Consider the following 22,819-nt stretch of genomic DNA (forward strand, 5'->3'; position numbering starts at 1 on the left):
CCCGGAATTCGAATGGCCGAACAGCCGGGGTTTTCGCCCTCAGTTGCGCGCTTGAATCGGGGTCTTCCCTTGATACGCTGCAAGCCAGCCGGAGGGCCCTGGTCCCTCCGTGTCAAGTCACGCAGAAGTGTTCAGACAAACAAGAGGAAGAGGATCACCATGTCCATCAGCGCCATCGAATCGGTCCTGCAGCAGATGCGGGCCACCGCGGTCCAGACGGGCATCGCGCCGCAGACGGCAGCCCCGGCCGAAGCCGGCGGCTTCGCGGCCGAACTCAAGCGCTCGCTCGCCAACATCAGCGGCGCCCAGCAGCAGGCCTATGCGCAGGCCGAGTCCTTCGAGCTGGGCAAGCCCGGCGTCGCGCTGAACGACGTGATGGTCGACATGCAGAAGGCGAACGTCGCGTTCCAGACCGGGCTGCAGGTTCGCAACCGGCTCGTGACCGCCTACCAGGAAGTGATGAACCTGCAGGCTTGAGGGGTGAACGGGTGATGTGGAGAGGGGCGCGCAACTTTTTCGTGCATGCCCCCTAAAGGTTCGCAGGGCCCCGCCGATAACCAAGTCAACGATGGCTTGAGTCTCTAAGTGGAAGCGGGTCCAGCGTTACGGCCAAAAGCCGGAGTCCACAACCTTTTTTCATCAATCAGGAGTCGAACATGGCGCAAGTCATCAACACGAACAGCCTCTCTCTCGTCACGCAGAACAACCTCAACAAGTCGCAGGCGTCGCTGAACAGCGCGATCCAGCGCCTGTCTTCGGGCCTGCGTATCAACAGTGCCAAGGACGATGCCGCCGGCCAGGCCATCGCCAACCGCTTCACGGCCAACATCAAGGGCCTGACGCAAGCTTCGCGCAACGCCAACGACGGCATCTCGCTGGCTCAGACGACCGAAGGCGCGCTGACCGAAGTCAACAACAACCTGCAGCGCATCCGTGAACTGGCTGTGCAGGCCTCCACCGGCACCAATTCCCCCGGCGACCTGAAGTCGATCCAGGACGAAATCGGCCTGCGCCTCGCCGAAATCGACCGTACTTCGGCCCAGACCGACTTCAACGGCGTGAAGGTCCTGTCCGCCGGCGCAAAGCCGCTGACGGTGCAGGTCGGCGCCAACGACGGCGAGACCATCAAGATCGACCTCAAGCAGATCGACTCGTCGACGCTGGGCCTGTCGGGCTTCTCGGTCAGCAGCAACGCGCTGCCCGTGAGCGAAGCCATCACGCAGACCAACCTGGGCGCCACGCCCACGGCAGTCGATATGAGCGCCGTCGTGGCCAAGCTCGGCGGCTCTGCCAGCGACTACAGCTTGCGCAACGTGCAGACGGCAGCAGGTGCTGCGACCGCCAACTTCGTGGTGAAGGCCGGCAACGACTACTACGCCGCGTCGGTGAACAACACCACCGGCGCAGTCACGCTGAACGTGGCGGACCTCGAGTTCACCGACCCCAGCAACGGCGTCGCCACGGCAACGGCCCTGGCGAACCAGTTGGTCAAGGTTGGCGTGGACTCTGCCGGTACGGCCACGGCCTTTGCCACGGTGCAGGGCCGCAACTTCGCCATCGGCGCCGGCGCGCTGGCCAACGGCGGAGCGACCCCGACGGACTTCGACAACACCGCCTCCGACATCGTTCTGAGCGGTGCTGGTGCCTCGGCCGAGTTCACCGGCGCAGCTTCCATCAACCCGCTGAAGAAGCTCGACGCTGCACTCAAGATCGTCGACGACCTGCGCAGCTCGCTGGGTGCGGTGCAGAACCGCTTCGACTCCACCATCGCCAACCTCGGCACCACGGTGACCAACCTGTCCTCGTCGCGTTCGCGCATCGAAGACGCCGACTATGCGGTCGAAGTGTCGAACATGACGCGCGCCCAGATCCTGCAGCAAGCCGGTACCTCGGTGCTGTCGCAGGCCAACCAGACCACGCAAGGCGTGCTGTCGCTCCTGCGTTGATCGAAGGAGCCTAGCCAGAAGTGAAAGAAATGCCGGGGCCCTTCCGCAAGGGCGGCTCCGGCCGGGGCAGGCCTGTGGCGCGAGCCGCGAGTGCCTGCCTTGTCCTCTGCGGCCATGCCCATCGGCGAGGCCGCAGAGGACAGGAAACCCAGCAAGACAAGGTGGAAATGATGTTGAACCCCGTGCCTGCAAATTCCGCGACGGAAAGCCCTTGGGCGCAGCTGCTTCGCGGCGGCGCCGCGGCTGCGGGCGCGCGCGGCGCGGTTGCCGACTCGAAGGGCGGCGCCGATGCGAAGGACGAGGCGACGCCGGTGCAGGTCGAGCAGGCGGTGCGCCAGGCGAATGAGGTGCTCGCGGTGCGCGAGGTCGGTGTGCGCTTCGAGGTCGACAGGGACGCCGAGATGCTGATCGTCAAGGTGGTGGACAGCTCCAGCGGCGAGGTCATCCGCCAGATTCCCAACGAAGAAGCGGTGCGCATCGCGAAGCTGATGAACGACGGCAACGGCCTGCTGGTGGACCAGGCGGCCTGAGACCGCATCGGGCACGCATACACGAAGCACATCCATCCAGATTCAAGAAAGCATAGACATGGCAACCATCAGCAGCCTCGGCGTCGGCGCCAATCTCGACCTCGCCTCCCTGCTCACGCAACTCGAGACCGCCGAGAAGCAGCCCATGGTGGCGCTGCAGGCCAAGGCCAAGAGCTACACGAGCAAGCTGTCGGCCTACGGCACGATCCAAAGCGCGCTCGCCACGCTGCAGACGGCCGCCAAGAAACTGGGCGACCCGACGCTGTTCCAGAGCGTGACCGGCACGCCGACGGTCAGCGGCATTCTTTCCGCGACCTCCACGGATTCGAGCGCGGCAGGCAACTACACCATCGACGTTTCGCAACTTGCGCAAGCGCAGACCGTGGTCACCGCGGGGCAGGCCAGTTCCAAGACCGCGATCGGCAACGGCAAGATCACCATCGACTTCGGCGCCATCACCGGCGGCACGCTCGATCCGGCGACCGGCAAGTACACCGGCGCCACCTTCACCGCCGATGCGAGCCAGCCGGCCAAGTCGATCACCATCGATCCGACCAACAACACGCTCGAAGGCATTCGCAACGCGATCAACGGCGCCAACGCCGGCGTGACGGCCTCCATCGTGAATGACGGCAGCGGCACGCCCAACCGCCTGGTGCTGACCTCCACGCAGACCGGCGAGAAGTCGAGCATGCGGATCTCGGTCGACGGCGACACGGCGCTGCAGGGCCTGCTGAACAACGACCCGGCCGGCGCGCAGAACCTGAAGCAGACCTCGGCGGCGCAGAACGCGAAGCTCAACGTCAACGGCATCGACATCACGAGCTCGACCAACACCGTGAAGGAAGCCATCCAGGGCGCCACGCTGACGCTGGTGAACACCGGCAGGACGGGGCTCTCGATGAAGGAGAACACGGCCAGCGTGACAACGGCCATCAACGATTTCGTGAAGGCCTACAACAGCCTGCAGAGCACCGCCAAGACGTTGACCGCATACGACGCCGACACCAAGACCGGTGCCGCGCTGGTGGGCGACACCACGCTGCGCAACCTGCAGACGCGCATCCGCCAGGCACTCACCACGCCGCAGTCCGGCGGCACGAACGACATGAAGGTGCTGACCGAGATCGGCGTGTCCTTCCAGAAGGACGGCACCCTGGCCGTGGATTCCGCCAAGCTGGACAAGGCACTGGCCAACAACCTCAAGGGCGTGGCGAACCTGTTCTCCAGCGCCACCGGCGGCACGGCCGGCTACGGCAAGCAGATCGACGCACTGGTGGACGACGTGACCAAGGGTGCGCTGAAGGTGGCCAGCGACGGCGTGACGGCGACGATCAAGGAGCTCGACACGCAGTACGACGCGATGCAGATGCGCGTGGATGCGACGGTGGACCGCTACCGCAAGCAATTCAACCAGCTGGACGTGCTGATCAACAAACTGAACAACACCAAGAACTACCTCACACAGCAGTTCGAGGCGCTGTCGAGCCAGACCAAGTAAGGCGCGGGACGCGCAAAGAGACCCGGAGCATCAGCCGATGTACACCCCCCACAACATGCGCACAGGTGCCGGTGCCTACGCGCGCCTCGGTGTCGAGACCAGCGTGATGAGCGCGTCGCCGCACCAGCTCATCACGATGCTGTTCGATGGCGCCAAGACCGCCATCGGCATGGCGCGCCACCACATGGCCGCCGGCGACACCGAAGCCAAGGGCAACGCGATCTCCAAGGCCATCGGCATCGTCGACAACGGCCTGAAGGCCGGGCTCGACGCCCAGGCGGCCGGCGAGGCCGGCGCCGAACTGGTGGCCAACCTGTCGGCGCTGTACGACTACATCGTGCAGCGGCTGTTCCGCGCCAACCTGCACAACGACGTGCTGGCCCTGGACGAGGCCGACCGGCTGCTCGAGAACGTCGCTTCCGCGTGGCGGGAGATCGACGACCGGGCTCGTGGCTGAAATGCAACCGCAAGAGAAACAGGAAAACATGGCATTCCGGAGTGAGGTCGTTCATTGCTACGAAGAGCTGGCCACCGGCATCGCATCGATGCTCGTGCTGGCGCGCGCCAAGGAGTGGGGCCAGCTCCCCGCGCTCGAAGCCCGCTGCTCGGCGATGGTGGAGCGCCTGAAGGCCATCGAGCCCCACGAGCTGCTGGACGCGACGCAGGTCGAGCATGTGCTCGATCTGCTGGAGCGCATACGTTCCGACCAGGCCGAGGTGTCGGGGCTCATCAAGCCGCAGCTCGAGAGCCTGATCAGCCGCATGGGATATCTCACGCAGCAGAAGAACCTGGGCAGGGCCTACGGGCCGCCGCACTGAGCGCGGCTGCCGGACGACCTGAGGAAGCCGCACCATGACTGGACTCGCCGGACTGCTCGACGCGCTGCTGGCCGCAAGGCTCGCGCCGCGGCTGGACGTGCTCGGCATCAAGCCCGAGACCACCATCGGCGCGCCCGGGCCGGCGGTGGCGATCGGCAAGGTCGAGAACGATGTCAGGCTGCCTTCCAATGCGGCGCTCGACAGGCAGATCCCGGGGGCGGCTGCCGGCGGTACTCCCCATGCCGGCTCCGGCGCCCAGCCTTCGATGGAGACGCGGCTGTCGGTGGCGGCGCGCGTCATCGGCGCGGTGCTGGCCGACCTGCAGGCGCAACCGGGGCCGGTGCGTGGCGCCGTGCCCCTGATGCCGTCGCGCGCGCAGCCGGTGAACGCCGCGGCGCTGGCGGGCACGCTGGCGCAGGCTGTGTCGGACAGCGGGCTCTTCTATGAATCGCACCTGGCGTCGTTCACGGTTGGCGGCCGCACGCTCGCGCAGATGAAGCAGGAGCCGCAGGCGCAGTGGGCCGTGCCGGTGATCGCGAAGACGCAGGCGGGTGCATCGGTCGCGTCGCAGGTGGTGGCTGCCGCATCGACGGCGGCGATCGTCGATTCGCCGGATGCACTGCCTTCGCTCGTGGCGCAAGCTCAGGTGCCGGCGGTGCAGGGCGACGGCGCCCGCGCGGTGGGCGTTGCCGCGTCACAGGCGCCGGTCACAGCCGGGCAGCCGCAGGACGCCGGTGTCTCCTCCTCGCAAGGCAAACCGCAGGCTCTGGAACAGCAAGCTGCGGCGAACGACGCGGCGCGGGTGCAGGCCGCCTATCGGCAACCCGAGAGCGCATCGCCCGGCGGCGGCTTCGATTCGATGCCCGCGCACCGCGCCAGCGAATCCGCGCGCCAGGCCGACAGCGCCACGGCCCTGCCGGCATCGCGCGGCGGCGAAGTGATCCACCCCCAGGCCGTCACGCTGGTGCACCAGCAGCTCGATCTGCTGGCCAGCTCGGTCTTCCGCTGGAACGGCCATGCCTGGCCCGACGTGCCGATGAGCTGGACCGTGGAGGAAGAACAACAGGCCCGGTCCGAGGCGCGCGAGGGCGCGGTTGCTGAAGAAGAGGGTGCGCGCCGCTGGTCGACCACGGTCTCGCTGGAGCTGCCGAAGCTTGGCGAGGTCGACTTGCGGCTGAGCCTCGACGGCCAGGCCGTGCAGGCGCATCTGTTCGCGCGCGAGGCTTCGACCATGGCGCGCCTGCGCGGCGACACCGGCCGGCTCGCGAAGCGTTTCGACGCCGCGGGCCTGCAGCTGCAGCAGGTGCTGGTCGCCGCGAAGGAGGTTGCCGTATGAGCGCCGCGCCGGGCCGCCCCAAGCAAGCTCGCACCGCAGTGCGAAGCACGAAGGTATTCCAATGAGCGCTGCGCCGGGCCGCCCCAGGCAAGCTCGCACCGCAGTGCGAAGCACGAAGGTATTCCAATGAACGAGGTGCTCGACAACCGCAACAGCGCCGTCGCGCTGTCCTATGCGGACAAGACGCGGGCGCCCGTCGTCGTGGCCAAGGGTTATGGCGTGGTCGCCGAATCGATCATGCGCGAGGCGCGCGAGCACGGGCTTTACGTGCACTCGTCGGCCGACCTCGTGAAGCTCCTGATGCAGGTCGACCTGGACAGGCAGGTCCCGCCGCAGCTGTACCTCGCCGTGGCGGAGGTGATGGCGTGGATCTACCGCCTCGAGGGTCGCGCAGGCGACTAATTGACCAGATGGACCAATGTGAAATCATGAATCGAGAAATTCGTTCAAATGGTCTTTCATCGGGGCTAAATAAACCCATAGCGTTTATCAATTCGATGTTGTTGACGAATAAATTCGCGCTTTTTTGGGTGGCGTCTGAAACATTTGTTACCCAAACGGCTGACACCTGTAAACGCGGGGCCTCCATTGGGGGATGAGAGGAGCCTTGTCAGATGCCTCCTACCTTTTTTACCCTCATGTCATACAAAACACTTCAACATGTAAAACTTTGTGTATATAATGTATACACGATTGTTAGGAGCACGAAGTGAGCTTTGAATCGGAAATGGGATCAGACATGGAAAACGTCAACATCACCGCCAACGGCGTGATTTCGAGGGAAATCGGCGAGATAAATCTGGCCTATATGCTGCTGGCGCAGAAGCTGGTGAAGCAGGACAGGGCCGAGGCCATGTTCCGCCTCGGCGTGGGCCGTGAGCTGGCCGATCTGCTGGCGAACATGTCGCTCAGCCAGATCGTGAAGCTGGCCGCGTCCAACTTCCTGCTGTGCAGCTTCCGGCTGGACGACCGCCCCATGTTCGCGGTGGTCGGCGAGGGCAAGGAGCCCGCGCTGCAGCAGGCGCATATGTCGATCCTGATGGCCGCGCGCCAGGCGCAAGCACAGTCGCAGGCGCAGATGCGCGGAGCGAGCGCGGCGTGACCAGCAAGAGCGTCCTGGGCGAGGTGCGGCAGGTCCAGCTCGCGATCGAGCTGATCGGCCTCGGCGCGCGCCTGCAGTTCCTGGAAGCCGCGGTCACGCTGAGCCGCGAGCGCCTGATCCGCCTCTACAAGGAACTCAAGGGCGTCTCTCCGCCCAAGGGCCTGCTGCCGTTCTCCACCGATTGGTACATGACGTGGCTGGCCAACATCCACTCGTCGATGTTCTACAACATCTACCGGTTCATGCTCGACGAGGCGGACGAGAACGAGCTGCCCGCGCTCATCAAGGCCTACCGCCTCTACACGCAGCAGGTCGAGGCCAACGGTGGCGAGGTGGTGCTCGACTTCACCCGCGCCGAGACCATGGTCCGCTTCTTCGACAGCGACATGCTGCAGCTGAGCACCTGCTGTCGCTGCGGCGGCCATTTCGTGGCGCATGCGCACGACAACAAGAACGGATACGTGTGCGTGCTGTGCCGTCCGCCTTCGCGCGCGGGCAAGGCACGCAAGCCCAAGGCGACAGAGCGCCGCCGCGGCGGGCTCGTCGCGGTGGCGCCGGTGATGGACATCGGCGGCGCCGTCTAGGAAAAGTGCCCCGCCGGCGGCCATGGCCGCCAGGGGTTTGTTGATTCGACGCCCGCTGGGCGATAGGGGAAGCGCGTGCTGGTTCTGGTTGGATACATCGTGGTGATCGGTGCCGTCTTCGGTGGCTACGGCCTCATGGGCGGGCACTTCGGCGTCCTGTTCCAGCCGGTCGAACTGCTCATGATCGGCGGCTCGGCGCTGGGCGCCTTCATCGCCGGCAACAACGGCAAGACCATCAGGGCCACCATCAAGGAGCTGCCCCTGCTGCTGCGCACCTCCAAGCACAACCGCCAGCTCTACATGGACCTGCTCGCGCTGCTGTACGAGCTGCTCGCCAAGGCCCGCAAGGAAGGGATGATGAAGCTGGAGACCGACGTGGAAGACCCGTCCCAGAGCGAGATCTTCACGCGCTATCCGAACATCATGGCGCACGAGGGCATCACCGTCTTCCTGTGCGACTACCTGCGCCTGGTCATCAGCGGCAACACCGATGCGCACGAGATCGAGGCGCTGATGGACCACGAGATCGAGACCATCCGCCATGAGGCCGCGGTGCCCGGCCACAGCCTCTCGCGCGTGGGCGACGCGCTGCCCGCGCTGGGCATCGTCGCGGCAGTGATGGGCGTGGTGCACGCACTCGGCTCCGCCAACCTGCCGCCCTCCGAAATGGGCGCGCTGATCGCTCACGCGATGGTGGGCACCTTCCTCGGCGTGCTGCTGGCCTACGGCTTCGTCTCGCCGCTGGCCTCGCTGATCGAGCAGAAGGTGGAAGAGGGCATGAAGATCTACCAGTGCGCCAAGGTCACGCTGCTGGCCAACCTCAACGGCTACGCGCCTCAGCTCGCGGTGGAATTCGGCCGCAAGGTGCTGTTCTCGACCGAGCGCCCCTCCTTCACCGAGCTGGACGACCACGTCCGCGAAGTCAAGGCGCGCTGACGCGCCCATCGCACGAGCCAGCACAGAGCAGCCAGCGATCATGAGCGACGACAAGCCAAGAGTCATCTTCAAGCACGTCCACAAGGGCAAGCACGGCGGCGCGCACGGCGGCGGCTGGAAGATCGCCTATGCCGACTTCATGACGGCCATGATGGCCTTCTTCCTCGTGATGTGGCTGCTCTCCATTTCCAGCACCAAGCAGCGCGAAGGCATCGCGGAGCACTTCCGCATGCCGTTGCGCGTGGCGCTCACCGGCGGCGACAAGTCCAGCCTCAGCACCAGCATGATTCCCGGCGGAGGCGCCGACCCGGTGCACGTGGAGGGCGAGGTCAAGCTCACCGAGACCGCGAGCGAGGACGAGGCCGACGCCAGCCGCCTCGCCGAGATGAAGAGAAATCTCGACGCGCTGATCGAGAAGAGCCCTGTGTTCCAGCAGTTCCGCTCCCAGATCCTCATCGACATCACCACCGAGGGCCTGCGCCTGCAGATCGTCGACACCGAGAACCGCCCGATGTTCGAGCTGGCCAGCGCGCGCGTGGTGCCGCACATGCGCGCCATCCTGCGCGAGCTTGCGCCGGCGCTCAACGGCCTGCCCAACAAGATCACCCTGTCGGGCCACACCGACGCCATCGTCTACACCAACGACCGGTCCTACGGCAACTGGGAGCTGTCGTCAGACCGCGCCAACGCCTCGAGGCGCGAACTCGTGGCCGGCGGCATGGCCGAGGGCAAGGTGCTGCGCGTGATCGGCCTGGCCGACAGCATGCACCTGGACAAGGCCGATCCGCGCAACCCGATCAACCGGCGCATCAGCATCATCCTGCTCAACCACCGGACCCAGGAGCGCATCGAGCGCGAGAACAGCGCGGAGCCCGTCGGCGGGCTGCGCATCGGCAAGGCGGCCGCGAAAGCGGACTGAACGGTCGCACGACAGCAGACGGCACAACAACAAGAAACACACAAAGACACGAGATGGACCTCAGTCAATTCACCCAAGCCTTCTTCGTCGAAGCCATCGAACTGCTCGCCGAGATGGAGCAGCTCCTGCTGGAACTCGATGTCGACGCCCCCGACAGCGAACAGCTCAACGCCATATTCCGCGCGGCGCACTCCATCAAGGGCGGCGCAGCGACTTTCGGTTTCACTGCCCTTACCAACACCACGCACGTTCTCGAGTCGCTTTTGGACCGCGCCCGCCATGGGCAGCTGCGTCTGACTGGCCGGATGATCGATGCATTCCTGGAAACGAAGGACGCCTTGCAAGAACAACTCACCGCCTACCAGGCAGGCAACGAGCCGGACCCGGACATGGTCGCGCACATCTGTGGCGTGCTTCAGCAACTCGCGCTCGAAAGCGGTGACGCAAGTGCGGCGGCACCCGCGCCCGCTCCGGCTCCTGCGCCGGCTCCTGCGCCGGCTCCAGCGCCGGCTCCAGCGCCTGTGGCGGCCTCCGAGCCCGTGGCTGCGCCGGCCGATGCCGGCGGCGGCAAGGGCGGCGGCGGCGCGCTGCGCGTCCGCTTCGCCCGCCTGTCGGAAAGCGAATGCGAGCTGCTGACCGGCGAGCTGGCCAATCTCGGCAAGGTGCTCTCGAGCACGCGCAGCAACGACCAGCTCACAGTGCTGCTCGAAACCACCTGCTCGCCAGACGACATCGTCGCCGTCTGCTGCTTCGTCATCGACGAATCGCAGATCGACATCACGCACGAAGCGGTTGCCGAAGCTCCGGCAGCGGTGGCCGCACCCGCGCGCGCGCCCGAGCCCGAGCCCGCCGCGATCGTGGAAGCCGCGAAGCCGCAACCCGCGCCTTCTCCCGCACCCTCGGCGCCCACCACGGCAGCCGCTTCGTCCGCCGCCGCCAAGGAATCCAGCTCGATCCGCGTCGACGTCGAGAAGGTCGACCAGCTCATCAACCTCGTGGGCGAGCTCGTCATCACCCAGTCGATGCTCACGCAGGCCGCGACCATGCTCGACCCGGTGGCCTACGAGCGCTTCCTCAGCGGCCTGGGCCACCTGGAGCGCAACGCACGCGACCTGCAGGAATCGGTCATGTCCATCCGCATGATGCCGATGGACTACGTGTTCAGCCGCTTCCCGCGCGTCATCCGCGACGTGAGCGCCAAGCTGGGCAAGCAGGTCCGCCTGGACACCTACGGCAAGGAAACCGAGCTCGACAAGGGCCTGATCGAGCGCATCGTCGACCCGCTCACGCACCTGGTGCGCAACAGCCTCGACCACGGCATCGAGACGCCCGAGGTGCGCCTGGCCAAGGGCAAGGACGCCACCGGCCAGCTGCTGCTGTCGGCGCAGCACCACGGCGGCAACATCGTGATCGAGGTGAGCGACGACGGCGCGGGCCTCAACCGCGAGCGCATCCTTGCCAAGGCCATGCAGCAGGGCCTGCCGGTGAGCGAAACCATGCCCGACGACGAGGTGTGGCAGCTCATCTTCGCGCCCGGTTTCTCCACCGCCGAGCAGGTCACCGACATCTCGGGCCGCGGCGTGGGCATGGACGTGGTCAAGCGCAACATCCAGGAAATGGGCGGCCACGTCGAGATCCACTCGCGCGGCGGGCAGGGCACCACCACGCGCATCGTGCTGCCGCTGACGCTGGCCATCCTCAACGGCATGTCGGTCAAGGTGGGCAGCGAGGCCTACATCCTGCCGCTGAGCTACGTCATCGAGTCGCTGCAGCCGCTGCCGGAGCACCTGCATTCCATCACCGCCGACGGCCACGTGATCCGCGTGCGCGGCGAGTACCTGCCGCTCATCGAGCTGCACCGCGTGTTCGACGTGGCCGGCGCGCAGACGCACCCCACGCAGGGCATCCTGGTGATCGTGCAGGCCGACGACAGCCGCTTCGCGCTGCTGGTGGACGAGCTGCTCGGACAGCACCAGGTGGTGGTGAAGAACCTCGAGACCAACTACCGCAAGGTGCCCGGCATCTCCGCCGCGACCATCCTCGGCGACGGCAGCGTGGCCTTCATCATCGACGTGGGCGCCATGCCGCGCATCCAGCGCGCGCAGGCCGCGAGTGCGGCCGCGCTCGCGGGCGCGGCCCGGAGGACCGACGCCATTGCACTCTGACATCCGACGGAGACAGCTGAATGCGGTTTGATTTCTTCCGTCGCGCTTCCGAAGGCGCCGGCGCCGAAACCGGCGCCTCCACCCAGCCCGAGGCCGGCTGCGAAGGCCACCTGGCCTACGCGATGCTGCTCGACGCGCAGAGGCGCGTGATCGGCTATCGCATGGCCTGGCGCGCCGCCGGCGCGGCTTCCGATGCGTGCGGCGCAGCGGGCGTCAAGGCGCTCATGGACACGCTCGCCATGCACCTCAACCCTGGCGACGAAGGCTGGCTGCTGGGCTCGCAGCTGCTGTTCGTCGACGTGACGGTCGATGCGCTCTTCCAGAGCGAGCTCCAGTCGCTGCCGCCGCAGCAGGTGGTGCTGTGCATGCGCGCGGACGAACTGATGGACGCCGACCTGCGCTCCATCCTGCTGTTCCTGCGCGAGCAGGGCTTCGGCTTCATGCAGTGCGCAGGCGCCGTACTGCCTGAAGACCCGGAGCTGCGCTCCATCGTCACCCACCTCGAAGTCGGCGCGAACGACGCGGACACCGTCGCGCGCCTGCGCCAGGACGCCCAGCTGGGCCACCCGCCAGTGGAGCCGGTGGCCTCGCGCGTGGAAGACTGGATCGAGTTCGATGCCTGTGCGTCGCGGCGCGTGAACGTGTTCATCGACGGCGCCTTCCGCAACCCGCCGGTGCTCGAGACCGAAGACGCGCTGCAGCCCGAGTCGCTGCTGATCGTGCAGCTGATGCAGATGCTCCAGCGCAACGAAGACCTGCGCGTGATCGAGGCCGCGCTCAAGCACGACGCCGCGCTCACCTACCGCCTGCTGCGCTACATCAACTCGCCCGCAGTGGGCATGGCGGTGGAGATCCACTCGCTGCGCCACGCGGTCGCCATGCTCGGCTATTCGCCGCTTTACCGCTGGCTCTCGCTGCTGCTGGCCACCAGCAACAAGGCGGGCTCGCCCTACATGATGAAGAAGGCCATCCTGCGCGGGCGCTTCGTCGAGCTGGTGGGGCAGGGCATGCTGCCCGCCAGCGAGGCCGACAACCTTTTCGTGGCGGGCATGTTCTCGCTGCTCGACCAGCTGCTGGGCGTGTCGATGGAAGGCGTGCTGCGCAAGGTGCAGCTCACCGAGGCGGTACAGCAGGCCATTCTTTCGCGCGGAGGACTGTACGGCCCCTTCGTGGCGCTGGCCGAGAGCTGCGAGCTCGACGACGGGCAGGCGGCGCGCCTGTCGGAGGCGCTGTTCCTGAGCCCGGCGCAGGTCAATGCCGCGCAGCTCTCCGCGCTGGTGTGGGCGCAGGGCGCCAGCCCTGCCGCGAGCGAGCAATGAAGCAAGCCGCGGCCGGAGTGCCAAAAGTGCGGGGCATTTGCGCGTCTGATCGGTCCATTGGAAACGGTGGCCGCTATGTACATTGAAAGCCAACCTTCCAGGCTGGCCGTGACCACCGAGTTCCTTTTCACCGACAGCGACTTCTCGCGCGTGCGCACCCTCATCCATCGCCGCGCCGGCATCGCCCTGGGCGAGCAGAAGCGGCAGATGGTCTACAGCCGCCTCTCGCGCCGGCTGAGGGAGCTGCAGCTGCCCGACTTCGCCTCGTACCTCGACTGGCTCGAACAGCGCCAGGACGGCGAGGAGTGGCAGCTCTTCATCAACTCGCTGACCACCAACCTCACCTCGTTCTTCCGCGAGGCGCATCACTTCCCGACGCTGGCCGAGCACGTGCGCAAGGCGAAGCAGCCCGTCACCGTGTGGTGCGCGGCGGCATCGACGGGCGAGGAGCCCTATTCCATCGCCATCACGCTGATGGAGGCGCTGGGCGACAAGGCCGCGGCCTCGCGCGTGATCGCCACCGACATCGACACGGCGGTGCTGGCCAAGGCCTCTGCCGGCGTCTTCACCGCGGAGCAGGTGCGCAGGCTCGCGCCCGAGCGGCTGCGGCGCTTCTTCAACAAGGGCACCGGCTCCAACGCGGGCAAGGTGCGCGTGCGGCCCGAGGTCGCGGCGATGGTGAAGTTCTCGCGGCTCAACCTGCTCGACAGCGCCTGGGCGGTGAAGGAGCCGGTGGACGCGATCTTTTGCCGCAATGTGATGATCTATTTCGACAAGCCGACGCAGAAGAAGGTGCTCGACCGCTTCGCGCCGCTGCTCAAGGCCGACGGCCTGCTGTTCGCCGGGCATTCGGAGAACGCCTCGCTGGTCAACCAGGCCTTCCGCCCGCTGGGCCAGACCGTGTACGAGCTGGCGCGCTCGCGTGCCGCGGGTGCTTCCTCATGAGCGCGGCCTCGAATGCGGCCGCCCCGGGCTCGGTGGCGAGCCATCATTATTTCGACCGCGACGTCGGGATGATGGCCGTGAAGCTGCTGCCCTCCGAGTACTACGTGACATCGAGCAACACCGCGCTCAGCACGGTGCTGGGCTCCTGCGTGGCCGCCTGCCTGCACGACCGCGAGGCGGGCGTGGCCGGCATGAACCATTTCATGCTGCCCGACGACGGCGAAGCCGGCGCCTCGGCCGGCACGCGCGACGCCACCGAATCGATGCGCTACGGCACCTACGCCATGGACGTGCTGATCCGCGAGCTGGTGCGCGCGGGCGCGCGCCGCGACCGGCTCAAGGCCAAGGTCTTCGGCGGCGGCGCGGTGCTGGCGAACATGACCACGCTCAACATCGGCGACCGCAACGCCGACTTCGTGCTGCGCTACCTGGGCAACGAGCGCATCGAGGTCGCCGCGCAGGACCTGCGCGGGCCGCATGCGCGCCGCGTGTGCTTCGTGCCGGCGACGGGAAAGGCCATCGTGCGCAAGCTGCGCGCGCAGACAGAAGTGCGCCAGGTGCAGCACGAGGAGGGCGAGCTGCTGCGCAGACTGTCCGGCTCGCGCGCTGCATCGGCTGCCGATAACAAAGGAAACCTGTGAGCGTGAAGAAGATCAAGGTGCTGTGCGTCGACGACTCGGCGCTCATCCGCAGCGTGATGACGGAGATCATCAACAGCCAGCCCGACATGACGGTGGTGGGCACGGCGGCCGACCCGCTGGTGGCGCGCGACCTCATCAAGGTCACCAACCCCGACGTGCTCACGCTCGATGTGGAAATGCCGCGCATGGACGGGCTCGAATTCCTCGAGAAGCTCATGCGGCTTCGGCCCATGCCGGTGGTCATGGTTTCCTCGCTCACCGAGCGCGGCTCGGAGATCGCGCTGCGCGCGCTCGAGCTGGGCGCCATCGACTTCGTGACCAAGCCGCGCCTCGGTGTGCGCGACGGCCTGCTCAACTACACCGAACTGATCGCCGGCAAGATCCGCACCGCGGCAAGCGCGCGCCTGCTGCCCGCCCGACACGCCGCCGCGGCGCGCCCCGGCGGCGAGGCGCCGCAGGAATCGCTGCTGCGCAGCCCGCTGCTGAGTACCGAGAAGCTCATCATCATCGGCGCCTCCACCGGCGGCACCGAGGCCATCCGAGAAGTGCTGCAGCCGCTGCCGCCCGACTCGCCGGCCGTGATGATCGCGCAGCACATGCCCGCGGGCTTCACGCGCTCGTTCGCGCAGCGCCTGGACGGCCTGTGCCGCATCAACGTGAAGGAAGCCGAGCACGGCGAGCGCGTGCTGCCGGGCTATGCCTACATCGCGCCCGGCGGTTTCCACCTGTCGCTCGCGCGCAGCGGTGCCAACTACGTGGCGCACCTCGACCAGGAGCCGCCGGTGAACCGCCACCGGCCGTCCATCGACGTGCTGTTCGATTCGGCCGCCAAGCATGCCGGCAAGAACGCCATCGGAATCATCCTGACCGGCATGGGCAAGGACGGTGCCGAGGGCCTGCTGCGCATGCGGCGCGCCGGCGCCCACACGCTGGCGCAGGACGAAGCCAGTTGCGTGGTCTTCGGCATGCCGCGGGAGGCCATCGCGCTGGGCGCGGTGGACGACGTGTCGCCCCTGGCCGAAGTCAGCCGCCGCGTGCTGGCGCACCTTCGCACGTTCGGTGAACGTACGAACCGAGTTTGAGAGAAAAGAAAACGACCTTGGAGTTGGAAATATCGTGATCGACAAGAGCATCAAAATCCTGGTTGTGGACGACTTCCCGACCATGCGCCGCATCGTGCGCAACCTGCTGAAGGAGCTGGAGTTCCACAACGTGGACGAAGCCGAGGACGGCGCAGCCGGCATCGAGAAGCTGCGCGGCGGCAACTTCGGCTTCGTGGTGTCGGACTGGAACATGCCCAACATGGACGGCCTGACCATGCTGCAGACCATCCGCGCCGACCCCGAGCTCAAGAAGCTGCCGGTGCTGATGGTCACGGCCGAGGCGAAGAAGGAGAACATCGTGGCGGCGGCCCAGGCCGGCGCCAACGGCTACGTGGTGAAGCCCTTCACCGCGGCAACGCTCGAAGAAAAGCTCACCAAGATCTTCGAGAAACTCGCGAAGGAAGCGGCCTGACATGAGCCAGAACACCGCCGCCGCCGCCGTCGCGGAACCCGCGAACACCACCGAAGAACTGCTGGGCCGCATCGGCCAGCTCACGCGCCAGCTGCGCGAAGGCCTGCGCGAGCTGGGCCTCGACAAGCAGGTGGCCAGGGCCGCGCAGGCCATTCCGGATGCGCGCGACCGCCTGAGCTACGTGGCCGCCACCACCGAGCGCGCGGCGCACCGCGCGCTCAACGCCATCGACGTGGCCCAGCCGCTGCAGGAAGCGCTGTCCACCGATGCCAAGGGCCTGAGCAAGCGCTGGGACGAGTGGTTCAAGAATCCCATCGAGCTCGACCACGCGCGCGAACTCGTGCTGGACACGCGCGGCTACCTCGACGGCGTGCCCGAGCGAGCGAGCGCGATCAACTCGCAGCTCATGGAGATCCTCATGGCGCAGGATTTCCAGGACCTCACGGGCCAGGTCATCAAGAAGATGATGGAAGTGGTCAACGACGTCGAAACGCAGCTGCTGCAGGTGCTCATCGACAACTCGGCACCCGAAAAGCGCCACGAGGCCGCGCAGAGCCTGCAGAACGGCCCGCAGGTCAAGCCCGGCAACCCCGATGCCGTCACCGACCAGGCGCAGGTCGACGACCTGCTGGAGAGCCTCGGCTTCTGATCTCAAGGGGCCTGCCGACCCCTTTCTATTGTCCGAATTGCAGGGCTATCAGGGCCCTGATCGACAGATTGTTCCGGAGGGTCGAATTCAATAATTTGGCCATGAGCAAGGCGTACTTCGCCACTGCTGGTTCGGAGCATGAATGGCTGAGGAAAGCGATCTCGAGAAAACGGAACCCGCCTCCGAGCGGCGCCTTGAAAAGGCCCGCGAGGAAGGCAACGTAGCCCGTTCCCGCGAGCTCACCACCTTCGTCATGCTGGGCACGGCCTGTGCCGGCCTGTGGCTCGCGTCGGAGTCGCTTGGCTCCAGCATGAACGGCGCGCTGCGCATGGGACTGCAGTTCGACCGCGCGGCAGCCTTCGACCCTTCCTACATGCTGGCCCGCACCGGGCTGATGTCGATGCAGGCGCTGGGCGCCATCGGCCCGATGTTCGCGATGATGATCGTCGCCGCCGTGGTCGCGCCGATGATGCTCGGCGGCTGGCTCTTCTCCACCAAGTCGGTGGCGCCGAACTTCGGCAAGCTCAACCCGTTGGCCGGCATCGGCCGCATGTTCTCCTCGCAGTCGCTTGCCGAGCTGCTCAAGGCGCTGGCCAAGTCGGCGCTCATCGGCGGCGTGGCCTGGTGGGTGGTGTCGAGGGACATCGGTACCCTGATGGCCCTGATGGCGCAGCCCGCGCAGTACGCGCTGCCGCATGCGGTCGTGCTGGTGGCCAGGCACTGCGTGCTGATCGCCGCGACGCTGTTCCTGGTGGCGCTGATCGACGTGCCCTTCCAGCTCTGGAGCTACTACCGCAAGCTGCGCATGTCGCGCGAGGACGTGCGCCAGGAGCACAAGGAAAGCGAAGGCGATCCGCACATCAAGGCCGCGATCCGCCGCCAGCAGCAGCAGATGGCGCGCCGCCGGATGATGTCCGAGGTGCCCAAGGCAGACATCGTGCTGACCAACCCCACGCACTTCGCCGTGGCGCTCAAGTACCAGGAGGGCGGCATGCGCGCCCCCCGCGTGGTGGCCAAGGGCACCGAGCTCGTGGCCGCGCGCATCCGCGAACTGGCGAAGGAGCACAAGGTGGCGATCCTCGAAGCGCCGCCGCTCGCGCGTTCCCTCTACAGGCACACGAAGCTGGGCGACGAGATTCCGGCAGGCCTCTACACCGCCGTGGCCGAGGTGCTCGCCTGGGTCTACCAGCTTCGGCGCTGGAGGGCCGAAGGCGGCGAAGCGCCGCGCACGCCCACCGACCTGCCGGTTCCCGCAGATCTTCAATACACCGCCGCCGATGCGGCAGAGCTTGCCGCATGAACGCGATGACAAACCTGATGCGCTTGCCCGCGCGCTTCTTCCCGGGCTCGCAGCTCAAGGGGCTGGCCGGGCCGATCCTCATCATCATGATCCTGAGCATGATGGTGCTGCCGCTGCCGCCCTTCCTGCTCGATCTTCTGTTCACCTTCAACATCGCCATGTCGGTGATGGTGCTGCTGGTGAGCATGTACACGATGAAGGCGCTGGACTTCGCGGCCTTCCCGGCGGTGCTGCTGTTCTCCACGCTGCTGCGCCTGTCGCTGAACGTGGCTTCCACGCGCGTGGTGCTGATGAACGGCCACACCGGCGCCGACGCGGCGGGCAAGGTGATCGAGGCCTTCGGGCACTTCCTCGTGGGCGGCAACTTCGCCGTGGGCGTGATGGTCTTCATCATCCTCGTGCTCATCAACTTCATGGTGATCACCAAGGGCGCGGGCCGCATCGCCGAGGTGGGCGCGCGCTTCATGCTCGACGCGATGCCCGGCAAGCAGATGGCCATCGACGCCGACCTCAACGCCGGCCTGATCGGCGAGGACGTGGCCCGCAAGCGCCGCACCGAGGTGGCGCAGGAAGCCGACTTCTACGGCTCGATGGACGGTGCCAGCAAGTTCGTGCGCGGCGACGCTATCGCGGGCCTGCTCATCATGGTCATCAACATCATCGGCGGCCTGGTGGTGGGCATGGTGCAGCACGGGCTGGACTTCTCCACCGCCGGCAAGACCTACACGCTGCTGGCCATCGGCGACGGCCTGGTGGCGCAGATCCCGGCGCTGGTGATCTCCACCGCCGCGGGCGTGATCGTCTCGCGCGTGACCACCGACGAGGACGTGGGCAGCCAGCTCACGGGCCAGCTCTTCTCCAACCCGCAGGTGCTGTTTCTCACGGCCGGCATCGTCGGCCTGCTGGGCATGATCCCTGGCATGCCGAACCTGGCCTTCCTGCTGATCGCGGGCGGCCTGGTGTGGCTGGGCCGCGGGCTGCTGCAGCGCAAGCCGAAGCAGCAGGCCGCGCAGGAAGCCGCCGCCGCGCAGGCCGCAAACATCGCCGCGTCTTCCGCCGAGACGGCCGAGGCGACCTGGGACGACGTGGCCATGGTCGACCCGCTGGGCATGCAGGTCGGCTACCGGCTCATTCCGCTGGTGGACCAGTCGCAGCAGGGCGAGCTGCTGGGCCGCATCAAGAGCATCCGCAAGAAGATCGCGCAGGAAGTCGGCTTCCTGGTGCCGGTGGTGCACATCCGCGACAACCTGGAGATCAAGCCCAACACCTACGTCATCACGCTGAAGGACGTGGAGATCGGCCGCGGCGAAGCCTTCCCCAACCAGTGGATGGCCATCAACCCGGGGCAGGTCAGCGGCACGCTGCCCGGCACGCCTACGCGCGACCCGGCCTTCGGCCTCGCGGCGACATGGATCGACGCGAGCCTGCGCCAGCAGGCGCAGGTGTACGGCTACACGGTGGTCGACGCCTGCACGGTGATGGCCACGCACCTGAACCACCTCATACAGACGCATGCCGCCGAGCTGCTGGGCCGCCAGGAAGTGCAGCAGCTGCTCGACCAGATCGCCAAGACCGCGCCCAAGCTCACGGAAGACCTGGTGCCCAAGGTGCTGTCGCTCAGCACGCTGCACAAGGTGCTGCAGAACCTGCTCGACGAGGAAGTGCCGATCCGGGACATGCGCACCATCCTCGACGTGATGGCCGAGCACGCGCCGACCGTGAAGGACCCGACCGAGCTCACCACGCTCACGCGCCTGGCGCTGGGCCGCGCGATCACGCAGCAGCTCTTCCCGGGCGACAGCGAGATGCAGGTCATCGGCCTGGACGGCTCGCTCGACGGCGTGCTGCAGCAGGCGCTGACCAACAGCAGCGGCATCGAACCCGGCATCGCCGACAACCTGCTGCGCCAGGCGCAGGCCGCCATCACCCGCCAGGAGCAGATGGGCCTCGCGCCCGTGCTGGTGGTGCAGCACGCGCTGCGCGTGCTGCTGTCGCGCTTCCTGCGGCGCAGCCTGCCGCAGCTCAAGGTGCTGTCGCACGCAGAGATTCCTGATTCCCGAACCATCAAGGTCACCACCGCCATCGGAGGACGAGGTTGAATTCCCCCCAACAGACAGACGTGCGCGCCACTGCGCGCAAATTCGTCGCGGCCACCAGCCGCGAAGCCCTGCGACTGGTCAGGGAGGCGCTGGGCGCCGACGCCATCGTGCTCTCGCATCGCGTCACCGCCGAAGGCGTGGAGATCGTCGCCATGGTCGAGGGCGAAGTGCAGGGCGTGGTGCAGCAGGGCAGTGCGCCTGCGAAGCCCGTGGCTGCACCGGTCGTGGCGGCACCGGTTGCCGTGCCGGCGCCGGTCGCGCATGCGATGCCGATGCCGCCGGTGCCTGCTCCCGTCGCGCCCGTCGCAGCCGCTGCGCCGATTGCAACACCCGTCCCGGCCCCCGCCGACACGGTGCTCGAAGAGCTGCATTCCATGCGCGGCATGATCGAGGAACAACTCGCCAGCGTGGTATGGAACGACAGGCAGCGCCGCGACCCGGTGCGCGGCCGCCTGCTGCGCACGCTGCTGGGCGCGGGCTTCAGCGCGCGGCTTTCCAAGGCCATGCTCGAGAAGCTGCCCACCGGGCGCACTTACGCAGAAGGCATGGCCTACGTGCGTTCGGAGCTCATCCGCGCCGTGCCCGTTCACGAAGATGAGGATGCCCTGTTCGCCCAGGGCGGCGTCTATGCGCTGATGGGCCCGACCGGAGTGGGCAAGACCACCACCACCGCCAAGCTGGCCGCGCGCTGCGTGATGCGCTTCGGCGCCGACAAGCTCGCGCTGGTGACCACCGACAGCTACCGCATCGGCGCCTACGAGCAGCTGCGCATCTACGGCCAGATCCTCAACGTGCCGGTGTACGCGGTGAAGGACGCCGCCGACCTGCACCTGGTACTGCGCGACCTGCGCGAGAAGCACATGGTGCTGATCGACACCGTCGGCATGAGCCAGCGCGATCGCGCCGTGCCCGAGCAGATCGCCATGCTGGGCCAGAGCCCGAGGCCGGTGAAGAAGCTGCTGCTGCTCAACGCCACCAGCCACGGCGACACGCTCAACGAGGTGGTGCACGCCTACCGCCACGGCAACGAGCTTGCCGGCTGCATCTTCACCAAGGTCGACGAGGCCACGCATCCGGGCGCGCTGATCGACACCGTGATCCGCCACCGCCTGCCGGTGCACTACATCTCCAGCGGCCAGAAGGTGCCCGAGAACCTGATGCAGGCCGACCGCGCGCAGCTGGTGGACAGCGTGTTCCAGCCGCGCCAGCACAGCCCGCTGTTCGTGCCTGCCGAGAGCGACCTGCAGGAAGACGCCGCTTCGGGCGCCGCCTCGCAGCAGGCGGTGCAGAAGGCGCAGGGCGAGACCGACCTGCTGCGCCTGAAGTACCAGAACCTGATCCGCGCGATGGCGCACGATGCGCAGGAGCTCGCCACCACCGCGAGCGCGCTGGCCGGCTCGCAGATCGGCTTCGAGCGCGCACGTACGCTGTGGCGCCAGGCCACGGACGAGGAGGCGGGCCAGAAGGCCGTGCTGCAGGACTTGCTGGTGCATGCGCGCAGCGAAGTGGCCACAGGCTGCGAGAGCTACGTGCTCGCGCTGTGCGGCCAGGTCGGCCTGCGCTCGAACGAAGGCGGCGATGCCTACGAATGCCATGGCAGCCTGCTGCTGTCGGACCGCACGGGCCTGCCGATGGCGGCGCCCAACCAGTGGCTTTCGACGGCGGCCACGCGCGGCGCCAAGGACGCCGCGCGCAAGCCCGGTGCACGCCAGGTGCCATGGCTGCGCCAGCAGGATTTCGGCCATCGCCCGATGGTCCATCTGCTGACGCGGCTGCCCGGCATCGAGGCCATGGTGCAGTGGCAGGCCGCGGGCCAGCGCTGGCTGGCGCGCGCGCCGGGTTCCACGGCCGTGATCGATTCGCGCACCGGCTCTCCCGACACGCTCGCGCGCATGGATTTCGAGTTCGCCGAGGAGCGCCCCGTGCGCTTCCGCGGCAAGGCGGCGCTGCTCGCCGTGGCGCATGCCGACGTGGTGCTGCGCTTCAATGCCGCCGCGATGGCGGCGGGCATCGCACGCGACGAGATGCCGGCGCTGCGCTGCATCGCCACGCGCGTGGTCGATGCGCGCAGCGGCAACGTACTGGCGCTGAGCCATGCGCTGTCGAACGTCGGCACCGAGGTTTCCGCGCCGCAGCTCGCGCAGTGGCTGGGCTGGGCCGTGGATGCGGAGCCCTGCTTCCGCCTGCTGCGCGACGGCGTGCAGCTGGTGGGCGGCATCGGCGAGCTGGGCGATCCGGACATCATGAAGCGGCTGCTGATTGCCGGGCAGATGACCACCACCGTGTGGCGCCTGCTGCAGGCCGAAGGCGAATGGGCCGACCGTGCCCGCGCGCTGATGGGCCAGCTCACCGGCCGCCCCGCACGCAACGGCCGCGCCATGAGCGGCAGCGCGCTCTACGCGGGCTTTGGCAAGCTCTTCCTGCTGCTGGACGCGCTCGGCACCGAATCGACCGCGCCGGTGCAGTCGCCCCGCGCGCTGGAGAAGCCGCAGAAGCTGGAACGGCAGGATTGAG

Annotated in this window: 22 protein-coding genes; all 22 read left to right on the plus strand. The window is 67.3% G+C overall.

Translation table 11 applies throughout. The features are described 5' to 3' along the window. Window positions 1-159: 159 nt before the first annotated feature. The 22 genes from fliE to flhF all read left to right on the plus strand — a co-directional run bounded on the left by fliE (window position 160) and on the right by flhF (window position 22,818). Entirely contained in the window at window positions 160-477 is a 318-nt protein-coding gene (gene fliE / locus EJP67_RS19245) for a flagellar hook-basal body complex protein FliE (protein WP_126023313.1), read from the plus strand. Window positions 478-656: 179 nt separating this feature from the next. After that, the gene (locus tag EJP67_RS19250) at window positions 657-1,946 is read left to right on the plus strand and encodes a FliC/FljB family flagellin (RefSeq protein ID WP_126023314.1); all 1,290 of its coding nucleotides are present in this window, start codon (window positions 657-659) and stop codon (window positions 1,944-1,946) included. Between the two features lie 182 nt (window positions 1,947-2,128). Next, the gene (locus tag EJP67_RS19255) at window positions 2,129-2,476 is read left to right on the plus strand and encodes a flagellar protein FlaG (RefSeq protein ID WP_206169527.1); all 348 of its coding nucleotides are present in this window, start codon (window positions 2,129-2,131) and stop codon (window positions 2,474-2,476) included. Between the two features lie 58 nt (window positions 2,477-2,534). Beyond that, complete coding sequence (gene fliD / locus EJP67_RS19260; RefSeq protein WP_126023316.1) at window positions 2,535-3,977, plus strand: flagellar filament capping protein FliD; 1,443 nt, start codon at window positions 2,535-2,537, stop codon at window positions 3,975-3,977. A gap of 37 nt (window positions 3,978-4,014) precedes the next feature. Continuing rightward, window positions 4,015-4,434, plus strand: a complete 420-nt coding sequence (fliS, locus tag EJP67_RS19265) for a flagellar export chaperone FliS (RefSeq protein ID WP_126023317.1) — start codon at window positions 4,015-4,017, stop codon at window positions 4,432-4,434. Between the two features lie 28 nt (window positions 4,435-4,462). Then, the gene (locus EJP67_RS19270; protein WP_221297679.1) at window positions 4,463-4,795 is read left to right on the plus strand and encodes a flagellar protein FliT; all 333 of its coding nucleotides are present in this window, start codon (window positions 4,463-4,465) and stop codon (window positions 4,793-4,795) included. A 34-nt stretch (window positions 4,796-4,829) separates the two neighbouring features. Beyond that, complete coding sequence (gene fliK / locus EJP67_RS19275) at window positions 4,830-6,131, plus strand: flagellar hook-length control protein FliK (protein ID WP_126023318.1); 1,302 nt, start codon at window positions 4,830-4,832, stop codon at window positions 6,129-6,131. A 126-nt stretch (window positions 6,132-6,257) separates the two neighbouring features. Then, entirely contained in the window at window positions 6,258-6,533 is a 276-nt protein-coding gene (locus EJP67_RS19280; protein ID WP_126023319.1) for an EscU/YscU/HrcU family type III secretion system export apparatus switch protein, read from the plus strand. A 337-nt stretch (window positions 6,534-6,870) separates the two neighbouring features. Continuing rightward, window positions 6,871-7,233, plus strand: a complete 363-nt coding sequence (flhD, locus tag EJP67_RS19285) for a flagellar transcriptional regulator FlhD (RefSeq protein WP_184641079.1) — start codon at window positions 6,871-6,873, stop codon at window positions 7,231-7,233. Then, window positions 7,230-7,817 (plus strand): flagellar transcriptional regulator FlhC, encoded by a 588-nt coding sequence (gene flhC, locus EJP67_RS19290; protein WP_126023320.1) that lies wholly within the window; start codon window positions 7,230-7,232, stop codon window positions 7,815-7,817. Before flhD ends, flhC begins: the two co-directional genes overlap by 4 nt. 75 nt (window positions 7,818-7,892) lie before the next feature. Next, entirely contained in the window at window positions 7,893-8,753 is an 861-nt protein-coding gene (gene motA / locus EJP67_RS19295; RefSeq protein WP_126023321.1) for a flagellar motor stator protein MotA, read from the plus strand. Between the two features lie 40 nt (window positions 8,754-8,793). Then, a complete protein-coding gene (gene motB / locus EJP67_RS19300; RefSeq protein WP_126023322.1) occupies window positions 8,794-9,672 on the plus strand; it encodes a flagellar motor protein MotB in 879 nt (292 codons plus the stop codon). 53 nt (window positions 9,673-9,725) lie between these two features. After that, complete coding sequence (gene cheA / locus EJP67_RS19305; RefSeq protein WP_126023323.1) at window positions 9,726-11,837, plus strand: chemotaxis protein CheA; 2,112 nt, start codon at window positions 9,726-9,728, stop codon at window positions 11,835-11,837. A 20-nt stretch (window positions 11,838-11,857) separates the two neighbouring features. Beyond that, window positions 11,858-13,156 (plus strand): EAL and HDOD domain-containing protein, encoded by a 1,299-nt coding sequence (locus EJP67_RS19310; protein WP_126023324.1) that lies wholly within the window; start codon window positions 11,858-11,860, stop codon window positions 13,154-13,156. 108 nt (window positions 13,157-13,264) lie between these two features. Beyond that, window positions 13,265-14,101 (plus strand): CheR family methyltransferase, encoded by an 837-nt coding sequence (locus EJP67_RS19315; protein WP_126023325.1) that lies wholly within the window; start codon window positions 13,265-13,267, stop codon window positions 14,099-14,101. Further along, window positions 14,098-14,742 carry a chemoreceptor glutamine deamidase CheD gene (cheD, locus tag EJP67_RS19320; RefSeq protein WP_126023326.1) on the plus strand — a complete coding sequence of 215 codons (645 nt, stop codon included), beginning with the start codon at window positions 14,098-14,100 and terminating at the stop codon, window positions 14,740-14,742. The genes EJP67_RS19315 and cheD overlap by 4 nt, the downstream gene beginning before the upstream one ends. Window positions 14,743-14,744: 2 nt before the next feature. After that, entirely contained in the window at window positions 14,745-15,824 is a 1,080-nt protein-coding gene (locus tag EJP67_RS19325; RefSeq protein WP_126023327.1) for a protein-glutamate methylesterase/protein-glutamine glutaminase, read from the plus strand. Window positions 15,825-15,858: 34 nt separating this feature from the next. Then, window positions 15,859-16,257 carry a chemotaxis response regulator CheY gene (gene cheY / locus EJP67_RS19330; protein ID WP_126023328.1) on the plus strand — a complete coding sequence of 133 codons (399 nt, stop codon included), beginning with the start codon at window positions 15,859-15,861 and terminating at the stop codon, window positions 16,255-16,257. A gap of 1 nt (window position 16,258) precedes the next feature. Further along, on the plus strand, window positions 16,259-16,906 hold the full coding sequence (gene cheZ, locus EJP67_RS19335; RefSeq protein WP_126023329.1) for a protein phosphatase CheZ: 648 nt from the start codon (window positions 16,259-16,261) through the stop codon (window positions 16,904-16,906). 142 nt (window positions 16,907-17,048) lie between these two features. Further along, window positions 17,049-18,206, plus strand: a complete 1,158-nt coding sequence (flhB, locus tag EJP67_RS19340) for a flagellar biosynthesis protein FlhB (protein ID WP_126023330.1) — start codon at window positions 17,049-17,051, stop codon at window positions 18,204-18,206. After that, the gene (gene flhA / locus EJP67_RS19345) at window positions 18,203-20,305 is read left to right on the plus strand and encodes a flagellar biosynthesis protein FlhA (protein ID WP_126023331.1); all 2,103 of its coding nucleotides are present in this window, start codon (window positions 18,203-18,205) and stop codon (window positions 20,303-20,305) included. The genes flhB and flhA overlap by 4 nt, the downstream gene beginning before the upstream one ends. Continuing rightward, window positions 20,302-22,818 (plus strand): flagellar biosynthesis GTPase FlhF, encoded by a 2,517-nt coding sequence (gene flhF / locus EJP67_RS19350; protein ID WP_126023332.1) that lies wholly within the window; start codon window positions 20,302-20,304, stop codon window positions 22,816-22,818. The genes flhA and flhF overlap by 4 nt, the downstream gene beginning before the upstream one ends. Window position 22,819: the final 1 nt, after the last annotated feature.

Origin of the sequence: Variovorax guangxiensis, from assembly GCF_003952165.1 — a bacterium.
Taxonomy (GTDB): Bacteria; Pseudomonadota; Gammaproteobacteria; order Burkholderiales; family Burkholderiaceae_C; genus Variovorax; species Variovorax guangxiensis.